Source organism: Mesorhizobium sp. M0062 (assembly GCF_040323125.1).
GTDB lineage: Bacteria > Pseudomonadota > Alphaproteobacteria > Rhizobiales > Rhizobiaceae > Mesorhizobium.
On record NZ_JAMYUO010000024.1, the window covers coordinates 77,474 to 100,879 of the forward strand.

Annotated in this window: 23 protein-coding genes and 1 tRNA gene; 8 read left to right on the plus strand and 16 right to left on the minus strand. The window is 63.3% G+C overall.

The annotated features are described in order from the left end of the window. Positions 1-52 precede the first annotated feature (52 nt). From iolE to phnN, 6 genes are all read left to right on the plus strand, one after another. Complete coding sequence (gene iolE, locus NKJ64_RS23945) at positions 53-970, plus strand: myo-inosose-2 dehydratase (RefSeq protein ID WP_352463460.1); 918 nt, start codon at positions 53-55, stop codon at positions 968-970. Between the two features lie 9 nt (positions 971-979). Next, positions 980-1,228, plus strand: coding sequence for a hypothetical protein (locus NKJ64_RS23950; RefSeq protein WP_023672345.1), 249 nt, complete (start codon positions 980-982; stop codon positions 1,226-1,228). 181 nt (positions 1,229-1,409) lie between these two features. Then, positions 1,410-2,222 carry a 5-deoxy-glucuronate isomerase gene (gene iolB, locus NKJ64_RS23955; RefSeq protein ID WP_352463461.1) on the plus strand — a complete coding sequence of 271 codons (813 nt, stop codon included), beginning with the start codon at positions 1,410-1,412 and terminating at the stop codon, positions 2,220-2,222. A gap of 154 nt (positions 2,223-2,376) precedes the next feature. Next, complete coding sequence (locus NKJ64_RS23960) at positions 2,377-3,084, plus strand: DUF1045 domain-containing protein (protein ID WP_023703742.1); 708 nt, start codon at positions 2,377-2,379, stop codon at positions 3,082-3,084. 34 nt (positions 3,085-3,118) lie between these two features. Beyond that, positions 3,119-4,273: an alpha-D-ribose 1-methylphosphonate 5-triphosphate diphosphatase gene (locus tag NKJ64_RS23965; protein ID WP_023694645.1), complete on the plus strand. Its 1,155-nt coding sequence runs from the start codon at positions 3,119-3,121 to the stop codon at positions 4,271-4,273. Then, on the plus strand, positions 4,270-4,899 hold the full coding sequence (gene phnN, locus NKJ64_RS23970) for a phosphonate metabolism protein/1,5-bisphosphokinase (PRPP-forming) PhnN (protein WP_023744939.1): 630 nt from the start codon (positions 4,270-4,272) through the stop codon (positions 4,897-4,899). Before NKJ64_RS23965 ends, phnN begins: the two co-directional genes overlap by 4 nt. Before the next feature lie 2 nt (positions 4,900-4,901). Here phnN and NKJ64_RS23975 read toward each other — a convergent pair whose 3' ends face one another. The 3 genes from NKJ64_RS23975 to NKJ64_RS23985 all read right to left on the minus strand — a co-directional run bounded on the left by NKJ64_RS23975 (position 4,902) and on the right by NKJ64_RS23985 (position 8,556). Next, entirely contained in the window at positions 4,902-5,888 is a 987-nt protein-coding gene (locus tag NKJ64_RS23975; RefSeq protein WP_023684050.1) for an ABC transporter permease, read from the minus strand. A 44-nt stretch (positions 5,889-5,932) separates the two neighbouring features. Next, positions 5,933-7,471, minus strand: a complete 1,539-nt coding sequence (locus NKJ64_RS23980) for a sugar ABC transporter ATP-binding protein (RefSeq protein WP_023672351.1) — start codon at positions 7,469-7,471, stop codon at positions 5,933-5,935. Between the two features lie 122 nt (positions 7,472-7,593). Beyond that, positions 7,594-8,556, minus strand: a complete 963-nt coding sequence (locus tag NKJ64_RS23985; protein WP_023672352.1) for a sugar-binding protein — start codon at positions 8,554-8,556, stop codon at positions 7,594-7,596. A 580-nt stretch (positions 8,557-9,136) separates the two neighbouring features. On the opposite strand from NKJ64_RS23985, the gene NKJ64_RS23990 reads away from it, so the two are divergent. After that, on the plus strand, positions 9,137-10,240 hold the full coding sequence (locus tag NKJ64_RS23990; protein WP_352463462.1) for a LacI family DNA-binding transcriptional regulator: 1,104 nt from the start codon (positions 9,137-9,139) through the stop codon (positions 10,238-10,240). Between the two features lie 146 nt (positions 10,241-10,386). Further along, entirely contained in the window at positions 10,387-10,641 is a 255-nt protein-coding gene (locus NKJ64_RS23995) for a hypothetical protein (protein WP_198025848.1), read from the plus strand. 445 nt (positions 10,642-11,086) lie between these two features. Here the strand turns inward: NKJ64_RS23995 and NKJ64_RS24000 are convergent, their stop codons facing one another. The 13 genes from NKJ64_RS24000 to NKJ64_RS24060 form a co-directional block, all read right to left on the minus strand. Next, a complete protein-coding gene (locus tag NKJ64_RS24000) occupies positions 11,087-11,674 on the minus strand; it encodes a hypothetical protein (protein ID WP_352463463.1) in 588 nt (195 codons plus the stop codon). A gap of 547 nt (positions 11,675-12,221) precedes the next feature. Continuing rightward, positions 12,222-13,133, minus strand: coding sequence for an ABC transporter permease (locus NKJ64_RS24005; RefSeq protein ID WP_023700481.1), 912 nt, complete (start codon positions 13,131-13,133; stop codon positions 12,222-12,224). Beyond that, positions 13,130-14,230 carry an ABC transporter permease gene (locus tag NKJ64_RS24010; protein WP_023695008.1) on the minus strand — a complete coding sequence of 367 codons (1,101 nt, stop codon included), beginning with the start codon at positions 14,228-14,230 and terminating at the stop codon, positions 13,130-13,132. The genes NKJ64_RS24005 and NKJ64_RS24010 overlap by 4 nt, the downstream gene beginning before the upstream one ends. Continuing rightward, the gene (locus NKJ64_RS24015; RefSeq protein ID WP_023699370.1) at positions 14,227-15,750 is read right to left on the minus strand and encodes an ABC transporter ATP-binding protein; all 1,524 of its coding nucleotides are present in this window, start codon (positions 15,748-15,750) and stop codon (positions 14,227-14,229) included. The genes NKJ64_RS24010 and NKJ64_RS24015 overlap by 4 nt, the downstream gene beginning before the upstream one ends. Positions 15,751-15,753: 3 nt before the next feature. Continuing rightward, positions 15,754-16,851, minus strand: a complete 1,098-nt coding sequence (locus NKJ64_RS24020) for a BMP family ABC transporter substrate-binding protein (RefSeq protein WP_352463464.1) — start codon at positions 16,849-16,851, stop codon at positions 15,754-15,756. Positions 16,852-16,877: 26 nt separating this feature from the next. Continuing rightward, complete coding sequence (locus NKJ64_RS24025) at positions 16,878-18,257, minus strand: amidohydrolase (protein ID WP_023689144.1); 1,380 nt, start codon at positions 18,255-18,257, stop codon at positions 16,878-16,880. Position 18,258: 1 nt separating this feature from the next. Then, on the minus strand, positions 18,259-18,918 hold the full coding sequence (locus NKJ64_RS24030; RefSeq protein WP_023699368.1) for a glutathione S-transferase family protein: 660 nt from the start codon (positions 18,916-18,918) through the stop codon (positions 18,259-18,261). Continuing rightward, the gene (locus tag NKJ64_RS24035) at positions 18,915-19,760 is read right to left on the minus strand and encodes an aromatic ring-hydroxylating oxygenase subunit alpha (RefSeq protein WP_023829329.1); all 846 of its coding nucleotides are present in this window, start codon (positions 19,758-19,760) and stop codon (positions 18,915-18,917) included. Before NKJ64_RS24035 ends, NKJ64_RS24030 begins: the two co-directional genes overlap by 4 nt. Further along, a complete protein-coding gene (locus tag NKJ64_RS24040; RefSeq protein ID WP_023819712.1) occupies positions 19,757-20,410 on the minus strand; it encodes a Rieske 2Fe-2S domain-containing protein in 654 nt (217 codons plus the stop codon). Before NKJ64_RS24040 ends, NKJ64_RS24035 begins: the two co-directional genes overlap by 4 nt. A gap of 156 nt (positions 20,411-20,566) precedes the next feature. Further along, complete coding sequence (locus NKJ64_RS30545; protein ID WP_444849051.1) at positions 20,567-21,007, minus strand: acylphosphatase; 441 nt, start codon at positions 21,005-21,007, stop codon at positions 20,567-20,569. Positions 21,008-21,098: 91 nt separating this feature from the next. Further along, a tRNA-Arg gene (locus NKJ64_RS24050) sits at positions 21,099-21,175 on the minus strand. Positions 21,176-21,338: 163 nt separating this feature from the next. Then, a complete protein-coding gene (locus NKJ64_RS24055; RefSeq protein WP_023703727.1) occupies positions 21,339-22,241 on the minus strand; it encodes a DUF1003 domain-containing protein in 903 nt (300 codons plus the stop codon). Positions 22,242-22,699: 458 nt separating this feature from the next. Then, positions 22,700-23,406 (minus strand): transposase (locus tag NKJ64_RS24060; protein WP_502902887.1); only part of this gene is annotated, 707 nt, incomplete at its 5' end.

The window sequence follows — 23,406 nt, forward strand, 5'->3', positions numbered from 1 at the left end:
GCAGCGACCCTCCCCACAAGGGGGAGGGTGAACAAGAAACCGGAGCTAAAACTTGAAAGCCAAACTGGGCATGTCCCCCATTGCGTGGTGGAACGATGATCTTGCCGAACTCAGCGACGACGTCTCGCTGGAAGAGTGCCTGCGCCAGTCGCGCTCGGCCGGCTTCACCGGCATGGAAATGGGCCGCCGCTTTCCCAATGACCCCGAAATCATGCTGCCTATCCTGAAAAAGGCCGACGTGACGCTGTGCGGCGGCTGGTTCTCCGGCACGCTGGTCGATGAGGACATGGGCAAGAACAAGGATCGCATCCAGCCGATGATCGACCTGTTCAAGGCGGTGAATGCGCCTTGCATCATCTATGGCGAGGTCGGCCGCTCGATCCAGGGTGATCGCTCCAGGCCTCTCGCCACGAAGCCGAAATTGTCCAACGACGAGATGAGGGCCTATGCCAGGCGCCTCACCGAATTCGGCGAATGGTGCGCCGAGCAAGGCATGCCGCTGTCCTATCACCATCACATGGCGGCGGTGGTCGAGACCGAGCCGGAGCTCGATGCCTTCATGCGCCATTCCGGCGAAGGCATTCCGTTGCTGCTCGATGCAGGGCATCTCGCCTTTGCCGGTGGCGACGTGCTGCGCGCCATCGACAACCACCACAAGCGCATCAGCCATGTCCATGTGAAGGATGTGCGCATGGGCGTGATCGACGGGCTCGACCGCACAAAGCAGTCCTTTCTCGACGCCGTGGCGCTCGGTGCCTTCACGGTGCCTGGCGACGGTTCGCTCGATTTCGGCGCCATCGTGCAGCGCTTCGCCGACCATGGCTATGAAGGCTGGTTCGTCGTCGAGGCCGAGCAGGACCCGAAAAAGAACCCGCCGCTGAAGATGGCCCACGTGGGTTACAAGGAGCTGATGCGGGTGATGACGGCGGCCGGCTACACGGTCGAGACGCAAGGCTTTCCCAATGCGTAAGCCGGTCCGATGAAGGATTACGAGCACCCGTTCTTCCGGCCGCTGTGGCGGCGCGTTGCCGTCGTCGCCGTCTGCGTGATCTGGGCCGGAATAGAATTCGCCTCCGGCACCCCATTCTGGGGCATCATTGCGCTCGGCTTTGCCGCCTACGCGGTGTGGCAGTTCTTCTATCTTTACAAGCCGGTGGAGGAGAGCAAGGCTGCGCCTGATCGACCGAAGACCGGCGAAGCGAAGGCGGACGCCGAACCGAAGGAATGAAGCGGCCGTGGCTCGGAAGGGCTTGCGGGTCGGACACTCGACACCTGGCGTATCGCCTACGTCGGTGATTGGCCGGAACGTCCCTCGCTTCGTCATCCTAGGGTCTTCGCGACGGAGCTTCGCTCTAGGATGACGAAGTTGAGAGGCCGACCTCGAAGACTTGCGATAGGAGAGACAAAACATGTCGAAACTGCTCGTCAAAGCCGACAAGGGCCATGGCCGCGTCGCCCATGTCACGCCCAAAAGCGCCGGATGGACCTATGTCGGCTTCGACCTGCACCGCCTGAAGCCGGGCGAGACCGCATCCGGCAAGACGCAGGATCGCGAAGTCTGCCTGGTGTTCGTCACCGGCAAGGGCACGGCAAGGGCCGGCGGCCAGGAACTCGGCCTGCTCGGCGAGCGCATGTCGCCCTTCGAGGGCAAGCCGTGGTCGGTCTATATTCCGGAGGGTTCGGACTGGTCGGTCACCGCCGACACCGATCTCGAACTCGCGGTCTGCTCGGCGCCGGGCCTGGGCGGCGGCTTGCCCGTTCGCGTCATCGCACCCGACGACCTCGGCCAGGAGACTCGGGGCAAAGGCACCAACACGCGCTACGTCACCAACATATTGCCCGAGGGCAAGCCCGCCGACTCGCTGCTGGTGGTCGAGGTCATCACGCCCGGTGGCCACACATCGAGCTACCCGCCGCACAAGCACGATCAGGACAATCTGCCGGCCGAATCCTATCTTGAGGAAACCTATTACCACCGCCTCAACCCGCCGCAGGGCTTTGCCTTCCAGCGCGTCTACACCGACGCCGACAAGACCGGCGCCCGCGAGCTGGACGAAGCCATGGCGATCGAGGACGGCGATGTCGTGCTGGTGCCCAAGGGCTATCACCCCTGCGCCGCCTGCCACGGCTACGACCTCTATTACCTCAACGTCATGGCCGGGCCGAAGCGGACGTGGAAGTTCCACAATGCGCCCGAGCACGAGTGGCTGATGAAGGCCTGATCGGCCTTCGCTTGCGGCGGATGCTGTTGGTCCAGCAGGAAAAAATCGTCGGCTAACGATCCATGGGGTCGATTTGCCTTCGAAAACCCGCATAAGCTTCGTCAATCCGTCATGGAAATCACCTATGTCAGCGGGCTGACGAGGATTTTTTTCGATGCGCTACGCCATCTATTTCACCCCAAGGCAGGACGAGCCGTTGGCGCGGATCGCCGCCAACTGGCTGGGCCGCGACCCCTTTGGCGCCGCCACCAGGCCGGTCGAGGCGGTGGGCGAGCTGTCGGCGGCCGAAGTCGCCTTTCACACCGCATCGGCGCGGCGCTACGGTTTTCATGCGACGCTGAAAGCGCCCTTCCGGTTGGCCGCCAACGAAACCGAAAGCTCGTTGCGCGCGGCGCTGGACGCCTTTGCCGAAGCAACGCCGACGGTCACCATCCCGCGCCTGGTCGTCAGCCAGATCGATGGTTTCTTCGCTTTGCTGCCGGAAGGCCCGCTGCCGCCGCTCAACCGTTTCGCCGATGATGTCGTGCTTAGCTTCGACCGTTTTCGCGCGCCGCTCACCGAGGCCGAGATCGAGCGGCGCAGCCCGGATTCGCTGAAGCCGGCCGAGTTCCGCAATCTCTGCCAGTGGGGCTATCCCTATGTGTTTGAGACCTTTCGCTTCCACATGACACTGTCCGGCCGGGCCGGGCCGCAGGAAAGCCAACGTCTGCGCGCGGCAATTGACAGCCTGTTCGCCGATGTGCTGCAGCAGCCGGTGCTGGTGGATGCGCTGACGCTGTTCGTCGAAACCGAACCGGGCGCTCCGTTCATGGTGCTTTCGCATCATGCGCTCGGCCGCCGCGCTGCCCGAAAAACCGCCTGACCGCAATTCGTCCCAGTAAGCAAGGACTGCCTGAATGACCGCCGAAACTGTTCTCCACAACGCCCGCATCGTGCTTGCCGACGAGATCGTCGAAGGGTCGCTCGTGCTGCGCGACGGTTTTATCTCCGGCGTCGACGCCGGCACCGGCCACACCGGCGGGAGCATGGGCGGCGAGGACATGGGCGGCGACTACATCATTCCCGGCCTGGTCGAGCTGCACACTGACCATCTCGAAGGCCACTATGCGCCGCGCCCGAAAGTGCGCTGGAACCCGATCGCCGCCGTCCTTGCCCATGACGCGCAGGTGGCCACCGCCGGCATCACCACCGTCCTCGACGCTTTGCGTGTCGGCATGGACGAGGACGCGGATATTACCTCCGACGACATCCGCAAGCTCGCCGGCGCGATCGAGGACAGCGTCGCGAAAGACCGGTTGCGGGCCGACCATTTCCTGCACCTGCGCTGTGAGGTCTCGGCGCCGGATTGCTTGCGGGCTTTCGCCAATTTCGATGGCGACGAGCGGGTCAAGCTGGCCTCGCTGATGGACCATGCGCCGGGACAGCGTCAGTTCGTCAATCTCGAGACCTACGCCCATTACTATCAGCGCAAGCTGAAATTGACCGATCGCGACTTCCAATTGTTCTGCGAAAAGCGGATGTCGGAATCGGCGAAGAATTCGGGACCGAACCGGGTGGCGATATCAGCCGCCTGCAACGAGCGGGGCATTGTGCTGGCGAGCCATGACGACGCCACATCAGGCCATGTCGACGAGGCGATCGAGCAGGGCGTGCGCGTCGCGGAATTCCCGACCACGCTGGAAGCCGCCAAGGCCTCGAAGGATGCCGGGCTCGGCGTACTGATGGGCGCGCCCAACGTCATGCGCGGCTCCTCGCATTCGGGCAATGTCTCGGCCCGCACGCTGGCCGGCGACGGCCTGCTCGACATATTGTCGTCCGACTACATTCCCTTCAGCCTGATCCAGTCGGCCTTCTTCCTCGGCGACGTCGTCGAGGGCATTTCCCTGCCGCAGGCGGTTGCGATGGTGTCGAAGAATCCGGCGGAGGCGATCGGCCTCAACGACCGCGGCGTCATCGAACAGGGCCGCCGCGCCGATCTGGTGCGTGTGCGCGTCGACGACCATGTGCCGGTCGTGCGCACTGTCTGGCGCCAAGGGCGCCGGGTCGCCTGATGGTCTCGGCGTCGATCGAGCGCGAACTCAGCAGCGAGGCCTTTCCGCTCCGCAACGGCGTGTTTGTCGCCGTCGTCGGCCCGAGCGGCGCCGGCAAGGATACGGTAATCGGCTATGCCCGCACCTTGTTTGCCGACGAGACGAGGCTGGAGTTCGTCCGCCGGGTCATCACCAGGCCGAGCGACGCCGCAAGCGAGGATCACGACACGCTGGCCGACGCCGCCTTTGCCGAGGCCCAGGCCGACGGCGCTTTCGCCATTTCCTGGGAGGCGCACGGCCTGCGCTATGGCATCCCGGCCGATGTCGACTGGTCGATAGCCAATGGCCATGTCGCCGTGGCCAATGTCTCGCGCGCAGTCATCCCGGTGCTGCGGGAGCGCTATGCCAATCTGGCTGTCGTCGAGATCACCGCTTCGCCGGAAATCCTCGCCGAGCGTCTCGCCCAGCGCGGCCGCGAATCGCGCGGCGAAGTGCTGGCTCGGCTCGCCCGCAGCGCCAATGTCGCTTTGTCCGGACCCGGTGTCACCTCCATCGACAACGGCGGCCAGCGCGAAGCCGCCGGAGAACGCTTCGCCGAGGTGCTGCGCAAGGCGATGGCCTTCTCGGATATCTCCGGCGTGATGTAGCGCTACTCGGCCGCGACAGTCTTGCGGCTGGCATCGAGCATCAGCCGCCTTGCGCGGAACACGCCCCATTGCTGGTCGACCAGCACGCCGATCAGGATCACGCCGCCCATCACCGCGAAGTTGAGCGAGGACGGGATGCCGAGCAGATTGACCAGGTTCTGCAACTCCTGCAGCAGCACGGTGCCCAGGATGACGCCAACCAGCGAGCCTTCGCCGCCGCGCAGCGAGAAGCCGCCGAGCACGGCGGCGGCAATGGCGTAGAGTTCGTAGAACTGGCCGTGGCTGGCCGGCGAGATCGAGCGCGTGTACATGGCGAAATAGATCGCCGACAGCGCCGTCAGAACGCCGCAGATGACATAGGCGGCCATCACGACGCGGCCGGTGCGGATGCCCGAATATTTAGCCGCCTCTTCGTTCTTGCCGATGGCATAGAGGTAGCGTCCGAACACCGAGCGGTGCAGCACCACCCACATGACGATCGAAATGACGATCAGTGCGATGAAACTGTTGGGCACGCCATAGCTGCGGCCCGCGGTGAGGAATTCGAGCTCGGGAAAATTCTGGCCGAAGGCGAAGCCGGCGGTGCCGTCGGCGGTATAGAAACGGGCGACCCCGCGATAGATCAAAAGGCCGCACAGCGTCACCACGAAGGGCTGCAATTTCAGCCTTGTGATCAGCCAGCCATGCGCCAGCCCGATGATGCCGCCCAGCACCAGGATCAGCGGCAGCGCCACCGGCCATGGCATGTCGCGCACAGCGATGAAATCGATGAACAGCGTGCCGAGCAGCGCCACCAGCGATCCCACAGACAATTCGATGCCGCCGGTGATGATGACGAAGGCCTGGCCGATGGCGAGAATCCCGAACAGGCCGATCAGGTTCGAGGTGTTGGCGAGGTTGATCGGCAAAAGGAAGCGCGGGTTGATGGCGGTCACCACGGCGCCGACCACCAGGATCAGGATCAGCAGGCCGAGATCTTTTTTGCTCATCGTCTTCTCCCCAATGCGCCGGACCGGCAATCGCCTGAAGCCCGCTAGTTTGCCGGCTTGCCGACCGCCAGCAACAGCACGTTTTCCTGGCTGAATTGTTCCTTGTCGAGAATGCCCGAGATCTGGCCCTCATGCATGACGGCGATGCGGTCGGACACGCCGATCACCTCTTCCATGTCGCTGGAGATCATCAGCACGGCCACGCCGGCATCGGCCAAGGCTCGCATCAGCCCGTAAATCTCGGCCTTGGCGCCGATATCGATGCCGCGCGTAGGCTCATCGAGGATCATCACCTTCGGGTTCATCGCCAGCCATTTGCCCAGCACCACCTTCTGCTGGTTGCCGCCCGACAGCGTGCCGGTTCGCGTCTGCACCGACGGCGCCTTGATGCCGAGATTGCTCTTCTGCTTCTCGGCGGTGGCGGTCTCGGCGCTTGCCGACACCAGTCGACGCTTCGCATGCGCCGGCAGGTTGGGCAGCGAGATGTTCTGCGCGATCGACAGGTCAAGCAAAATGCCGGTCAGCTTGCGGTCTTCCGGAACCAGGAAAATGCCATGCGCGACCGCATCGGCCGCCGAACCCAGTACAAGCGGCTTGCCGTCGAGTTCGAGCCCACCGCCAAGCGTGCTGTCGATGCCGAAGAACACCCGCGCCAGTTCGGTGCGGCCGGAGCCGACAAGACCGGCAAGGCCGAGGATTTCACCGCGCCTGATGTCGAGGTCGACCGGCCGGGCAGGGTAGGCGGGGGTGCGGATGGCTTTGGCCGAGAGAGCCGTGGCGCCCGGCGCCCGCGCCGCCTCGGAGGCCTTCTCGCGCTCCTTCAGCATGCGGCCGATCATCAGCTTGACCATCTGGTCGTGGTTGATGGCGCTCTTCGGCAAGGTGCCGGCCAGCATGCCGTCGCGCAGCACCACGACGCGGTCGGCGACGCGCTCGACCTCATGCAGCCGGTGCGAAATGAAGATGACGCTGATGCCATCGGCCTTCAGCGCCTTGATGACGTCGAGCAGCTTGTCGGTTTCGGCAAGCGGCAGGCTCGATGTCGGCTCGTCGAGGATGACCAGCCGGGCCTTGATCGACAGCGCCTTGGCGATCTCGACCATCTGCTGCTGGGCAAGCGACAGCGAGGCAACCGGCGTATCGGCGGAAAAGTTGGCGCCGACACGCTTCAGCAGCGGCGCCACCATTTCGCGCAGCTTGGCGCGGTCGACCAATCTCAGCGGCCCGCCGCGCAACGGCTCGCGGCCGAAGAAGATATTGGCGGCAACATCGAGGTTTTCGAACAGATTGAGTTCCTGGTGGACGAAGGCGATGCCCGACCCCAGGCTGCCTTCGACGGTGAGCCCGTCATGCGCAACGCCGTCGACGGTGATGGCGCCGCTGTCCGGCCTGGTGACGCCGCCGAGGATCTTCATCAAGGTCGACTTGCCGGCGCCGTTTTCGCCGACCAGGCCGATCACCTCGCCCGGCCTGACTTCCATGGAAAAGCCGTCCAGCGCCACCACGCCCGGATAGGTCTTGCGCACGTTCTCGAGGCCGAGGAACGGGGTGGTTGCGACGATGGATGGGTCGGAATAATTCATCACGCCATATTTGATCAGGCTTGCCAGCAGCCGGTGGGCTACAGACTGACGGGCCTTGGCCGGCCCGTCAACACGATCGCCGGCTCAAGGCGAACCCTGAGCCGGCGCAACTGCTCGTGGTCTCAGTTTCCGGACATCGCCTTCAGATTGGCGGCATAGGTGTCGACATCGTCCTTACCGATGATCTTGGTCGGGATGATGATCAGGCCGCCTTCCGGAATGCCTGATTTGTCGCCCTTGAGATAGGCGGCCATCAGCTTCATGCCCTGATAGGCCCATTCGAAGGGCTGCTGCACGACGGTCGCCGCCACGGTGCCTTCCTTGACGCCGCCCAGCGTGATCGGATCGTCATCGAAGCCGACGACCGTGATCGAGCCGAGCTTCCCGGCGTCGCGCAGCGCTTCATAGATGCGCGGCGTGTTGTAGGAATAGAAGCCGACCATGCAGGTGATGTCGGGGCTGGCGACCAGCGCGTCCTCGACATTCTTCTTGGCGCGCGCCTGGTCGATGTCGTCGCCGCGCACGTCCACCAGTTCGATCTTGCTGCCGGCGAGGCCGTCCTTCATGCCCTGGATGCGTTCCTTGGCATTGTCGGCGCCGAGCAGGCCGACGAAGCCGAGGCACTTGCCGCCGTCCGGCATCGCCTTCTTGGCGATCTCGGCCGCCTGCTTGCCGGCGTCGACATTGGACGAGCCGATATAGGCGACGCGCTTGGTCTGCGGGGCATCGGAGTCGGTGGTGAACAGCGCCGTTTCCGACGCGATCTTGTTCAGACCGTCGGTCGAGGTCTTGGGGTCGACGGCCGAGACCATGATGCCCTTGACGCCGGCGGTCACCAGATCGTCCATCAGCCGCTGCTGGATGGCGACCGAGGACTGCTCGGGATACTTGAGTTCGAGATTGTAGTCGGGCAATTCGGCCTGCGCCTTCTTGACGCCGGCTTCGGCGGCCTTCCAGAAATCGGAAGCGCCGTTGACGACGAAGGCAAGCGTCGGCTTGTCGTCGGCGCGCGCAATGGCTGTCGCGGTCAGGCCAAGCAGCAGGGCTGCGGTGGCCACGGATGCATGTCGTATCAAGGATTTCATGTTCAACCTCCCGTTTTGGCTCAGTCGTCGGACTGAACCGATCTGAATTCACTGACTTGCCGCTCGCGATTTGGACGCCCTCCTCCTCAGGGGTTCCCGGCGCTGAAGAATGGCGTCGTCGGTCGCGATCACGGACTTTAGAGACTCATCCCGTGCTCGTAAATAGTCTGATTTGTCTGACATATCACATGTCCGAAACCAGGCTTGCGGAGGCAAACCCCGCTCGCCATCGGGCCATTCACGTGCACTTCTCGCCGCACGGGGTCCCACCTGACCGGACACGGCGGATTGACGTTACAGCGTCGTTTTGTATTAGTAAACACTATTAGCAGAGGTCTCGCGCGGACACTCGGCGGTGGCCCTAGGTCTAGTTTGCCCGAACAGGTGCAGCACGGCTTCGCGCAAGCAGATGCCTTGCAGTCCTCGAATTTCACGCGGCCCGAAGCGGCATGGCGGCGAACTTCAAAGCTGCTAATAAAGATAAACGCCTTCGACTATTTCCATTGGTCGACGGCGCGACACCATCTTGTCGGTGTGGCAGGCTTGCGACTAGACAGGCTGGGGATTGGGACGCAATGCCATGAGCGAGACGAGGGATCCGGACGACACGGCGAAGCGGCGCAAGGCGCCGGCGAGAGCTGCCAAGGGCGGCCGCGTCACCATGACCGACATTGCCAGGGCAGCCGGTTGCTCGCAGGCGACCGTCTCTTTCGTGCTCAACGATTCGCCCGGCATCCGGCTGTCGCAGCAGACGCGCGAGCGGGTGATCGACGCCGCGCGTGCGCTCGGCTACGCAGCACCCGCCTTCTCGGCGCTGCGCAAACCTGTTGCCGCCTTCGATGGACTTGACGGTGTCATCGGTTTCGCTGTCGACCAGCTGGCGACAAGCCCGGAAGCCGTTGTCGCCATCGAGGGTGCGCGCCAGGCGTCGTGGAACGCCGGCAATGTGTTGCTCGTCGCGCAGACCATGGGCGACGCCGTCATGGAGCCGCGCGCCGTTGCGGCGCTCACCAGGCGCGGCATCTCGGCGCTGATCTATATGACCATCTTCACCCGGGAGATCACGGCGCCGGACTTCCTCTACGGCCTCGACATACCGGTCATCCTGCTCAACTGCTACACGGCCGATTATGCCTTCCCGGCCGTGGTGCCGTCCGAGATCGCCGGCGGCCAGAACTCGACCCGGCATCTGATCGGCCACGGCCACCGCCGCATCGCCACCATCACCGGCGAGCCGTGGATGCAGGCCGCGCAGGACCGGCTGAAAGGCTACCGCAGGGCGCTCGCCACCGCCGACATCCCGTTCGATCCCGAACTGGTGGTCGAGGGCGACTGGTCGGCGAGCGCCGGCTATGCCGCGACCGTGAAGCTTTTGGCGCTGAAAGAGCGCCCGACCGCCATCTTCTGCCAGAACGACCGCACGGCCATCGGCTGCTACGAAGCGCTGAAGGAGGCGGGCCTGCACATCCCGCAGGACATCTCCGTCGTCGGCTATGACGACGAGGAGATCGCCCGCCATCTGTTCCCGCCGCTGACGACATCGATCCTGCCGCACATGGCGATGGGCCAATGGGCGATCGAACAGCTCGAAGTGCCGCCGCCTGCCGGCCGCGGCCGCTATCCCATCACCAAGCTGGAATGCCCGCTGGTCGAGCGGGAGTCGGTGGCAGCTGTGGCTGGATAAAGTTGAACCAGCCCATCCCGATGCAAATCGGGATGGGTCTGTTTGGTGTTTGCGCCTCAGGGCAGGGTCTATCCGGGAACGTGCCGCGGTTAGAACCGCAAGACGACAAAGGAGCGCCTGCGATAGCAGCGCCGGCGCAACCGGCCATGCCGCCAGAACGTGCGGCAGTGCCGTCTCCAGACATGCCGCCTGTGGTGGCGACGATGGTGCCATCGCCGATGCGAGATCTGCTCGACATCGCCCGGGCCTTCGTCGTCATCAAACAAATTGGCATCCTGCTTGTCGAGTTCATCGAGAATGCCGTTACCGATATTGGGAACCCCGGCCACGGCCTCGAGAGGCCGAACCGCGGTAGCAAGCGCCGCGGCCCCCGCAACGCCGAACAATGCTGTCAAGAATGATCGCCGATCCATCAAAACCTCCATCAGCAAGACAAGGCTAACATGACGAGCCTAACACAAAGCAGCTAGAGCGGGTGATACAAAAGGCCAGAGGTGAATCTTTGAGCCGGCCCAAACGGGTGACCGGACGGACGGCAGAGGCTAGCGCAATCCAGGAAAAGTGTGCGCGCTTTCCTTGGGAATTTCGTAAAAACAAACAGATAGAGCGGTTCGCCGTTTCGGCGAAATGCTCTAGCGCAAGGCCGCTACCGGGCGGCGCGCTTCCTTCGGCTCGGCGACCAAGCCATGCGAAATGCCGCCGATGAAAGCGCACAGCCTGAGCGGTTCCGCCTTTCCGCGAAAATCTGAACCGCTTGGCAAAGCTACCCCCTAAGAATGCCCGCCACCTTGCGGCAGTGGCTGGCTGAGAGACTGACGCCCCACGGCAGATGCGATGTTGCGGTACTCAGCGCCGCGCCAATATCCGGCAGAGCTCCTTCAGGTCCCGGTCGTAGGTGCCCTTGCCGCTGAGCACGCTGGCGCAGCGTTTTTTCATCTTGGCGATCTGGCCGGCCGACATGGCGCTGATGGCAACCACCGCCGGCCGCGCCGGCACCGCCGGCGTGTTGGGATCCCTAGGGCTGGTGGACGTTGTCTGTGTGCCAATGCCGACGCCGACCCCGGCCGTCACTCCACTGCCCACCCCGACCCCGGCGCCGACCCCGACACTGCTGCCGACGGTTGCGCCGACCCCGACCCCGACGCCCGTGCCGACCGATACGCCGGCGCCGGCGGTAACGCCGCTGCCAACCGAGGCGCCGACACTGGCGGTGGTGCCGCTGGTGCCTCCGACCGTCGCTCCGGCATTGACGCCCTTGCTCCCGCCGACCGAGACACCGACGCCAAGCCCGCCGCCACTGCCGCCGACCGAAACACCCACCCCACCGCTGCCGCCGATGCCCACACTGAGCCCGCCCGCGCCAGCCGGAAAGCACAAAGCCACGGTAACCGCGCCACCGGCCAAGGCCTTTGTTAAACTTTTAAAGAAATCCATAATGACGCTCCCCGTGTTGGTTGCCTGTACGCAGGTTGAACAGCATCCGTTACCGATATGATTACGCGAGTGTAGCGTTTTTAGTTTCTGCAAGAATAGGTAGTATTGGAAATCGTTGTTATGGCTTCTTGCGGCGACCGGAATATATATGTTGGAATTGGCGGAAAAAATCGAGGATTTGCGGTTAGACTCGGAACCTTAGACAGGCAGGACGAGTGCTCGCATGCGGGAATTTACCGGGCGCATGCCTCAGGCCGTCTTGCGACGCCGCTTCCCTAGGCTGCGGTGGAGAATGGACCCTCGAGAATGGGGCTCGTACTGCAGAAAAGGGGACGATCCAAGAAACCCGCGACGATCTCCACCGATGTCGGGCGCGTTGTGCGCCACATCGTTCCGCTGCTCGCAGTCGACGGCGTCAGCGCTACCCTTGCGGGCATACCTTCGCCCCGTTTGGCGTTTCTGCCCTTTGGATCGGATGCCGATCGTCCGCTGGCGTTTCGAATCTCTTCAACTTACGCCGAGTTTCGCAAATCCACTTTAATCCCGGCTAACGTTCGAAGGGTTCGCCAAGCGAGGCGACACCGTTCAGCCTGAGCAAGCGGCGGTCCGCCGAGATGACACCGAGCACGACGATCGTAACGAGATAGGGAAGGCTGGAAAGCAGTTGCGATGGCAAGTCCAGACCGGTCGCCTGGGCGGCGAGGCTCATCAGCGAAACCGCACCGAAGAGGCAGGCACCCAGGAAGATGCGGCCAGCGAGCCACGTACCAAAGACAACGAGTGCGATCGCGATCCAGCCACGTCCGGCAATCATACCGTCCGCCCAAAGGGGCGTGTACACCGCCGCCGCATAGGCGCCGGCAAAACCCGCCATCATGCCACCAAAAGCTATGGCCGCGATACGGATAGCGATGACCGGATAGCCGATGGCATGGGCTGCCTTGGGATTCTCGCCGATTGCCCTCACGACAAGGCCGACTCTCGTATAGGCAAACATCGCCCAGATCGCAAACGTCACGGCAAGGGAAAGCCATACGACGATGTCCTGGACAAACAGCCTGCCGACTACCGGGATTTCCGAGAGGCCGGGAAAGGCAAGTTTCGGGAGCCCCTTCACCGTCAAGCTCTCGTAGCTTTTGCCGAACAGCGCCGAAAGGCCTTGGCCGAGAATGCCGATCGCAAGGCCTGTCGCGACCTGGTTTGCCCGGAATCCGAGTGCCAGCACTGCAAAGACGAGGGACAGGACGGCGCTACCGAGGCCGGCGGCAACGAACCCCAGCAGGTGTCCACCGCCGTGGTAGACGACGATGAACGCGAGCACCGCGCCGAGGGCCATCAGGCCCTCTACGCCGAGGTTAAGAACACCGGCGCGCTCGACCACCAACTCGCCGAGTGCGGCAAGGAGAAAGGGGGTTGCCGCTGCGAGCATGCCCGAAATAATGAACTCGACGGCGTTCATGGCTGGCTCAGGTGATGGGGGCGGCGCCACTCGATGCGGTAGCGCACGAAGGCCACAGCGCCGAGATAGGCGAGCAGCAAGCTGCCTTGGAAGACGCGGACGGCGGCGATCGGCAGGTTTGCCGACACCATCGCATTGTCGCCGCCGATATAGAGGACAGCCATGAAGAGCGCGGAAAAGATGATGCCGACTGGATGCAAGCCGCCGAGATAGGCGACAATGATGGCCGCATAACCGTAGCCGGTCGAGATCGAGCGCTGCAGCTGGCCGAGCGGACCCGCGACTTCCGCCGCGCCTGCCAGTCCCGCCGCCATGCCACCGATCAGAAGCGATAGCCAAATCGCACGCCCTTCGCTGAAGCCGGCGTAACCGGCCGCGCGCGGGGCAAGGCCGCCGACCTTGAGCTTATACCCCATGAAGCTTCGCTGCATGAAAACCCAGGCCACCAGCGAGAGCGCAAGTGTGATGAGCAGCGAGACGTTGACGCGGGTACCGGTGATCAGGGTCGGCACCATCGCGTCGTTCTGAAACATGACGGATTGTGGGAAATTGAAGCCGGCCGGGTCCTTCCATGGGCCGAGCAGCAGGTAGTTGAGGACTTGCGCCGCAACGAGGCTCAGCATCAGGGAGACCAGGATCTCGTTCGCATTGAGCCTGACGCGCCAGAAGGCGGTGATAGATGCCCAAAGTGCACCGCCGAGGGCACCGAGAAGCAGCATCAGCGGCCAGATCCACTGCCCGGTCGCCTGCGGAAACCAGACGGGGATCGCCGAGGCGAAAATAGCGCCCAGGATAAACTGGCCCTCCGCGCCGATGTTGAACACTTTTGCGCGGAAACCGATCGCCAGCCCCTGAGCAATGAGGAGAAGGGGCCCCGCCTTCAGCAGCACCTCCGCAAACGATGCCCAGGAGAGGAACGGCTCGAGAAGCATCGCGTACAGGACGGCCGCCGGATCTCGGCCTATCAGCACATAAAGGCCCAGATTGAGGATGATCGCCATGCCAAGCGCGACAGCCGGGGCCAGCATGGCCGCGACGAGCGAGGCATGCTCCCGGCGGACGAGCGCGGGGAGGAACGTCGCGGCCCAAACGCTCATGCAGGAACCTTCTCTGGCGAGGCATGTGCTCCGATCATGTATCTGCCGATGTCTTCGGGGCGCGTGTCCCGCGTGACCAGAGGCGGACTCAGCATTCCATGATGGAGCACCTGGATGAAATCGCAGAGTTCGAAAAGTTCCTCGAGTTCCTCGGAAATCACGAGGATCGCCACGCCCAGGTTGCGCAACGCGATGAGCCGCCTTCTGATGGCGGATGCAGCGCCAATGTCTACACCCCAGGTCGGCTGCGCCACGAAAAGCAGTTTTGGTGACAGCATCATCTCGCGACCGACGATGAATTTCTGCAAGTTGCCGCCGGACAGCGAGCCCGCTTCGGCATCCGGGCCGGAGGCGCGGACGTCGTACCGACGGATGCATTCGCTGGTGAAAGCCGTCGCTCCGGCGCTGTTGATGAGGCCGCGCCTCACGAGATCGAAAGGATGGGCGGTAAGAACGGTGTTGAGCACGAGCGACATTTCAGGGACCGCGCCGCGTCCCAGCCGGTCTTCGGGCACGAAGGCGAAGCCAAATCTCCTGCGCGCGGCCGCATCGAGTGTGCCTACGTCGCGGCCCATCATGTAGATCCGGTCGCGTTGTTCCTTCAGCAGCATCGCTTCGCCCGAGATGAGCGCGGCAAGCTCGCCTTGGCCATTGCCCGATATTCCGGCTATGCCAAGGATCTCGCCTGATCGTACCGTGAGGCTGATGCCGGAGAGCGGCGTGGCAAAGGGGTCGTCCGGCGTGTAGTCCATGTCGATTATTTCCAGCCGCTTCTCCCCCTCGGGCATGGCCAACGCGGGCATCACCTCGGGCATGTCGCGGCCGATCATCATCCGGGCGAGGTCGTGCGCATCATAGTCGCGCGGGTCGACGGTGCCGATAACGCGCCCTCCACGCAAGACCGTCGCCTGGTCACAGATCGTGCGAATTTCCTCCAGTTTGTGGGAGATGAACAGGATGGACACGCCGCGGTCGCGAAGGCGCCTGAGCGTGTCGAACAGCTTCTTCACCGCCTGCGGCGGCAAGACCGAGGTCGGCTCGTCGAGAATGAGCAGCTTCGGGTCCGTCATCAGGCAGCGGATGATCTCCACCCGCTGCCGTTCGCCGACCGAGAGCGCGTGCACATCGGCGAGAGGATCTACTTCAAGGCCAAAATCCTGGCCGAGGCTGCGGATGCGCCCGGCCAGCTCCGCCTTGCCGCCGGGGACGACGAGCTGGATGTTCTCGACGACAGTCAGCGTCTCGAACAGCGAGAAATGCTGAAAGACCATGCCGATGCCCCTGCGCCGTGCCTCAGCCGGCGAGGCAAGGCGCAGAGGCTCTCCGTTCCAGACGACGGTGCCTTCGTCCGGCTGTTCAACGCCATAGATGAGCTTCATCAGCGTCGATTTGCCCGCCCCATTCTCCCCGAGGATCGCATGGATCGATTGGGGCGCCACGTCCAGATCGATGGCTTCGTTAGCCCGGATCTGGCCGTAGCTCTTCGAGATGCCGCGGAGCGACAGAAGGGGCGGGGTCATGACTTACCTCGGCAGTGGTGTGGTGACACCCTTGACGTGCCAGTCCATCGCGACGATCTCGGGATCCGCTATCGTCGCACCGGCGGCGGCGGCTTCGCTGCCGTCGGCCTTGGTGATTGGACCTGTGAAGGGCGAGAAGCTGCCGTCGGCGATCCTCGCCGCCACTTCCTTGATCTTCGTCATCGTGTCGGCTGGGATATCTGAGTTCCAGTCCACGACCTCCACCACCTTTTCCGCGACGCCGAGGAAGGTGTTGGCGCCCTTGAAAGTTCCGGCGAGATGGGCATCCACGGAAGCCTTGAAGAAGGGCGACCAGTCCGTCGCGATGCAGCCGAGATATTTCTTCGGTGCATATTTCTTCATCGACGAATTGAGGTTGAACGCATAGACGCCAGCCTCCTCGCAGGCCGAGATCACGGAGGGTGTGTCCTGCGCGTTCGAGAAGATCACGTCGCAGTTCTGTGCCATCAGCGCCTTGGCGGCTTCCTGTTCCTTGGCCGGGTCGAACCAGGAGTTCACCCAGACGACCGATACCTCGACATCGGGATTTACAGTCTGTGCGCCGAGCGTGAATGCGTTGATCGAGGTGATCAGCTCCGGAATGGCGAAGGCCGAGACGGAGCCGAGCTTGCCGGTCTTGGAAAGAGCTGCGGCGGCTATGCCGAGCAGGTAAGTGCCCTGGAAATACTTCGCCGCGAAGGGCGAGAAATTCGGCGCGGTCTGGAAGCCGGAGGCATGCAGCACGGTGACCCCAGGATCGCGGCGGGCGATCTGTAGTGCACCATTCTGGTAGCCGAATGAGCCGGCGATCAGGAACTTGTTACCGTCGGCGACGGTCTTGTTCATGATCCGGTCGGCGTCCGGCCCTTCGGCGATGTTCTCGATGACGGTGATCTTCACCTTGTCGCCGTAGGCGGCCTTGACCGGCTCGAGGCCGGCGGCGAGCGCATGGCCCCAGCCGACATCGCCGACCGGCGACGGGAGCACGAGCGTGATACCGAGCGGCTCGTCGGCCGCAAAGGCGGGACGGCTGCCAAGCGCGCCGGCAAGCCCTGTCGCGGCAAGGCCCTTCATCAGAGTTCTGCGGGTCAGATAGTTCAGCATGTCAGTTCCCCTGTCTTAAGTTGTTAGAATTCCACCGCGGCAAAGGCGGCTTCCGCGTCCGCAGCAAGCCGGGCCTCGTTCAGCCCGGTAAACGCACCCTTCTCCCAGACGATGCGGCCGTTGATCATGGTCATGTCGGTGGGCATGCCGATACCGACCTTGGCGATCAGGCTCAATGGATCGTGGCGCGTGCCGACATAATCCATGCGGCGCGTGTCGATCGCGAAGAGGTCGGCGGCCATGCCGGGCGACAGTCGGCCGATGTCATTGCGGCCCAGAAGCGCGGCCCCGCCCGTTGTCGCATAGCCGAGGAAATCGACCGGCGCAGGCACGGGATGAGCGCGCGTCGAGGCCGCCAGGCATTGCAGCATGTAGGCGGAATGGATGCAGTGCATGAGGTTGGAATTGTCGTTCGAGGCAGCACCGTCGCAGCCGAGACCGACGCGCAGGCCAAAGGCGGACATGGCGGGAATATCAGTCACCTCCGCGCCCACCAGATAGACCGGCTCAGGGCAATGCGAGACACCGGTGCCGCTCGCCGCCATCAGCCGCAGTTCGTCATGCGTCAGCTCCCAGCAATGGGCATAGAAAGTGTCTCGGCCGGCAAATCCGAGGTCCTCGAGATAGTCCACCGTACGCATGCCATGGCGGGCCTCGATGATCGGGCTTTCGCCCTCGCCGACATGGGTGTGCATCCGCACCCCGCGATCACGCGCCAGCGAAACCGATTCCACGAAGGTCTCGCGGTAGCAGTTGACCGGCTGGCAGGGAGCGACCACGACCTGACGCATGCTGAAGGGACTGGTGTCGTGATAAGTGTCGATGAGGCGTGCGCAGTCGGCAATGAATTCGTCCGTGGTCTCCAGCATCTCGTCTGGAATGGTCGAGCCTTCCGATTTTGGCAGCGTGTTGCCGCCGCGGCCGGCATGGAAACGCATGCCGAGAAGATCGGCCGCTTCGAACTGCCGGTCGATGAGCCGTTTTCCGGCATGGCGCGGAAAATTGTACTGGTGGTCGAAGGCCGTCGTGCAACCGTGCTTTATCATCTCTGCCATCGCCGTGATCGAGGCGTGGTAGAAACAATCCTCGTTGAGCCGGGAGAAGATCGGATAGATCCGGTCGAGCCATTCGATGACCGACAGCTTCGTCCAGTCGAGTTCGGCACGGTTGCGCACAAAGCACTGAAAGAAGTGATGGTGCGTGTTGACGAGGCCGGGATAGACGAACCAGCCGTCGGCGTCCTGCACGATAGTACCGGCCGGCAACTCGCTTCTGTGCAGGCCTTGCCCGATTGCCTCGATCTGCGGGCCATTCGTCAGCACATCGACATTGCGCCGGACGCTCGGACCCCTGCCCTCGTCGGTGATGACCGCTGCGCAATTCTTCAGGAGATAGCCGGTCACCTCACGCCTCGTCCAGCATGGGTCGCGGTTCGGGCTTCAACTCGTGCAGCCGGTGGATACCGGGCATTTCGATGAAATTGTCGAGGCTGCGGAGCGCTCGCGACCAGAGCCGGATCGTGGGATACGGATCGAGGGAAACGCCGCCGTCGGGCGCGAGCGCGACGTAGGGAAAGCAAGCAATGTCGGCAATCGTCGGCCGGTCGGATGCGAGAAACCGATCGCCACGCATTTTTTGTTCGAAGAGGCCGGCTTCCAGCTCACGTAGTGCCGCTATGCCATTGGCCTGAAGCGCACCGATGTCACCGGGACGCAGCAGCATCTCATGCAGGCGCGCGCCGCCGAGGTTGGCGGTCAGCCTGTGCGAGAAGGAAAGCCATTGCTGGATGCGCGCCGTCTCCTCGGGGGCGCCGCTGCCGAGCCAGGCCGGTGCTGCCTTCGCGGCGAGATAGCCAAGCATGGCGGAAGACTCGGTCAGGATCAGGTCGCCGTCTTCAAGGATCGGGATGGAGCCTCCCGGATTAAGCGCCATAAGCTCGGGGCCACGATGCTCGGCGCCGGGATGGAAGTCGACCGGGCGGATTTCGAGCTTCACACCTGACAGCGTGGCCATCAGGCGCACCTTGTAGCAACTTGGGGAGAGGATGTAGTCGTAAAGCTTCATTGTGCCACCAATTGCGCGCCGTAGGTATAATTGTGGCGCTTCAGCCAGCGGCGATAGGCGACCGAGGTCAGGTCGGCGCGCGTGGGGATTTCCATGCCGGGATCGAGCGGCAGAAGACGCGGGATCTGGTTTTCGAGGATCGAGCGGTCCTGCAGGAAAATCGTCTGCTGGAAATGGATGAGATCGGTCAGTGGCGTCTCGTCATCGAAAAGCGCCATCCATGGCCAGACGTCGCAGAGATCCTCGGCAAGCGGCTGGACGAATAGCGTAATGACATCCCATTCGCCCGGGCGCGGCGGGCAGGTCTTGTAGAGGACTGAGCAGGTCGGAGCCGGCACGCGGTACATGTATTCCGTCGTGATACCTCCGCTCGCGGATTTCGCCGCCTGCGGCTGGTAGAACTTCACCTGGGTCGCCCAGACCTCGTCCTCTTCCTCGCGGATCTCGACCTTGTAGTTTTCGACCTCGGTATGCGGCTCCGAGCCGAGGATGTCGGTATGGACGAAGGGGAAGTGTGCGATGTCGAGGAAGTTCTCGACGGCGCGGAGCGGCGAGCAGCGCACCCGCACCACGCCGACATCGACGAAGCGGCGCCCGGGCTGGTCTGCCTCGGGAATCGGAAAGACCGGTTTCTTCGGTTCGCCGAGCGACGACCAGATATGGCCATAGCGCACCGAAACCGGCAGCACGCGCCCGTTTTCGCCTGTCACTTTCGCCGCGCCATTGGCGTCGAGCGCAACCTTGATCGGCTCGTCCATCAGGGTGGTCTCGCGCCCATAGCGGTCGAGCCGGCTGAAAAGCCCGACCGGATACCATTCGTGGCGCATCGCATCGTCGATCATGGCACAGTCCCTTTCGCCTCGATCCCTTCGGCCATGCGCCGAAGGCTCTCGGCGGCTCGCGAGGCCGCGATGCGCTCGGACGCATCGCAATCGGCTGGAACAAGGACGTGGATCAGCGTCTCGCCGGCTTCCTGCGGGATAGGCAGCAGGCGGATTGCCGGCGCGCCGGGTGCCTGCCAGACGCATCCTTCAACGGTGGCCTTCGTACCGGCAGCGACAAAGAGCGCCGAACTTCCGGCGCGGGCCGTCAATGAACGGAGCGGGACGTAACCCTCAAAAAGGGGTGGCTTGCCGTCAGGCTCTCCATCCGCGACCCAGATGATCCCGCCTGCCTCTTCGACCAACCGGGTCGCAACTCGAATCGTCTCCGGCGGCGTGAGGCTGGGATGGGCAGGAATGCGCAGGCACTGACCGGCCTGCGAATAGGTCCAGCCGTGATAGATGCAGGAGAGCGCCTCGCCGCGCACGAAGCCATGGGAGAGGCGCATGCCGCGATGCGGACAACGATCCGCCGATGCCGCCAAGCGCCCCGATTGGCTTCGCCAGAGGGCAATGGGACCGGCGGGCGTCCGCGCCGGCATTACCTGTCCTGTTGGCAGATCCTGGGTAAGGGCGACCGGCACCCAGGTGTCCGTCTTGTCGGACAGCATGACCTTACTTTCCGTACTGATACTACTGTTTCCCGACCAGAGAGATGCCGGCGCAAGGAGTTGGCGAACCGCTCGATGCGGCTGACGTATGCATAATAATTTCGCAATTGCAATATTGGTTAAATTAAGTGCAAACCGAGGTAACCACACGCAAAGCTATATGTTTTTTTGCTCGACAGGCGCGCGGTCGATCGTCTCGACCCAGACCTCAATGGGCCCAAGCGAACATCCCATCTCCATCATGTCGATCAGCTCCGCCGCACCGGCAATATCGAGTTCGATGCGATCGGTGCTTGCATGAGCGATGTGGTGCGCGAGACCGAGCTTGGCCGCATGGCGCATGATCCAGGGCACGAAGGACGCGGGTTCGAGGTGGCCGCGAATGGTCATCCGCTCATGCAAGCGGTGTTGACTTTGCTTCATCACGAACGGAACGCGCGCCTTGGTGTCACGGTCAGCAGCATAGCGTCTGACTGAACGGGCGGAAGTGGTAATCGACGCGCCAATAACACCGAATATCGACTGATCGCCCGTGCCTAGACCCGGGCACTCATGCATGTCGCCCAGAAGTGAGCCGCGGTCCTGGGACAACGACATGCATTAAAACAAAGACTTCAAGCGCGTCGCATGAATCCGTTCAGCGTGACGGGCTTTAGGGTTATCTGAGCTATTGTAATACATCGGTAAGTGGCGCACCCGACAGGATTCGAACCTGTGACCTCTGCCTTCGGAGGGCAGCGCTCTATCCAGCTGAGCTACGGGTGCCTTCAAGGAACCTGAAAACGAACCAGCCGATAGGCCGGCCAGCCACGGCTTCTTAGCGGAAGCCGCGCCGGGCTTCAACGGGCAATTGGCGTGGCGATATTTTTCGAAGCCACGTCGCTCGGCTTGGCAACTTCGCGTCCGCCCTGCAGCCTCAGCCCGGGACTCACCCCGCCACCTCCACCTTCGCCACCCGCCTGCGCACCCTGCGCGGCGCCCGCTTCGCCTTCTTCGCGCCGGTCAGTTCGTGCATCGCATCCAGCTGCATCTGCTGCATTTCGGCCAGCCGCGTCCATTGGCGCGAGATCAGATAGTCGAGCTTTTCGTGCAAATGGCGCACTTCCAGCTCGGCTTTCAGGTTGACCCGGTAGTCGTTGAACGAGCGCAGGCGATCCTTGGCCTCCGTCCGTCTCTGGCTCATCATGATGATCGGCGCCTGGATGGCGGCGATGCAGGAGAGCAGCAGGTTGAGCAGGATGAAGGGGTAGGGGTCGAAGGCGCTGCTCACGCCCGCGATCAAATTGATGCCGATCCACACCGCAAGCACGCTGCCGAACGAGATCAGGAACCACCAGCTGCCGCCGAAAGCCGCCATGTTGTCGGAGACGCGGTCGGCGAACGAGCGGTGCTCCTCGAACTCCTCTTCCGAGTTTTCCGAAATCGTGTCCTGCCTGGCGATCGATTCGACCACCTGGCGGTCGAGCTCGGAGAATTCGCCATGCTCCTGCTGCAGTAGCTCCTCCATGTAGCGCATGCGGTAGCGGCCGAGCTCCTCGCGGCTGATGCGGGCGCCGCGCGGCAGGTCGGGATGATCGGAGCGGATGCGGTCGGCCAGGCTCGGCCTGAGGTCGTCGATGCGCACCAGGTCACGCTTGCGGAATTTGCGGCCCGATATCGCCGATGGTTTCCGCTTCGGCTTCAGGCGGCCATGGGGTTCGGAGTCCGGCACATCGGGCGCTTCCAGCGCCTCGTCGGCAACCAGTTCGGCGTCGTGGGCGGGCGGCGCCTCGAAATACTCGCCGCCGCTGTCGTTTTCATTGTCGGCCTGTTCGGATGGTTTTGGGCTCATGATGCCGGCTCCTGCTGTCGCGCCCACGATACGCCAAGGCGAGGCGGCATAGCCACTGTGGCGGTGAAGATTGGGGGCTTGTGCATGCTTGTGATGAATGCCTGCTGCAATTGCCTGTGGCAGCGCAGCCCCCCGGGGCCTCGCTCGCCTGCTGCTCGGCAACCAGACCGCCGAAGTGCTGTTGCCGACGGAGGTCGCGCCTGCTGCAGAGTTAAGATGAGGCAGCGATCCTTCACGACCCCCTCTGTCCTGCCGGACATCTCCCCCTCAAGGGCATAGGCGCTAAGATAGCTTTGGCATGGACTGAAATTTGCGCTTTCGTGGTGGTTCGCGCCAGCGATATCGCAAGGCATGGAGATTTTGGCGCAGGGCCGCCAAGGAAGGTTGAGTAAAGATGGTCGCGATCAGAGAGGCGACGATCTGGCGGGTGGCGCGCCACAGTAGCGGGCGCCCGTCGCTCAAGGGGGAGAGACACCCAACTCCTGCGAGAGGGGTTCGGTCACAAGCGCGATGAGGAAGTGTGCAAGGATCCAAGACCTTGCGATCCTTGGGTCTTTGGCGGGAGGAGAGCGCAGCCCGATCAGGCTCTTCAGGCGCTTGAAGGCGAGCTCGATGCGCCAGCGCATGCGGTAGAGCTTGAGGACCGTATCGGCGGGAAACTCCTCCCGGTCAAGCGAGGTCACAAGCAGGACGAAGCCGGCCGCAATCAGCGTCTGCGGTTGAACCTTGTTGCCCTTGGCCCTGGCTTCCTTGTTGATTTTGCGCCGCGCTTCTTGTGCCGCGGCCTCGGATTTGCGCAAGGCGATCAGGCGCATCTTCACAGGCTCGCCCTTCTTGAGTGCCAGCCGGGCAGGCGTTTCGCAGACTTCCTCCCGGCAGCTCTCCAGGAAGCCGATGAGATCGAACGCCCTGCCGTTGGCGTCGAGCCATCGCGCGTTTTTCCACGACGCGCGCACAACAACATCGCCGCCTTGCGCCATCACCTTGGCGATCCGCTCGGCCTGCAGATAGGCGCGGTCACCGATGCGGATCTCGCCCGGCACCACCGGCACGCGGTCGATCAGCTCGGCCTCGCTCTGGTCGGTGATCTCGATGAAGTCGAACTGCTCGCGCTCAAGCTCGAAGGCGCAGTGCATGCGCCAAAGACCATTGTTCTTCTTCTCAT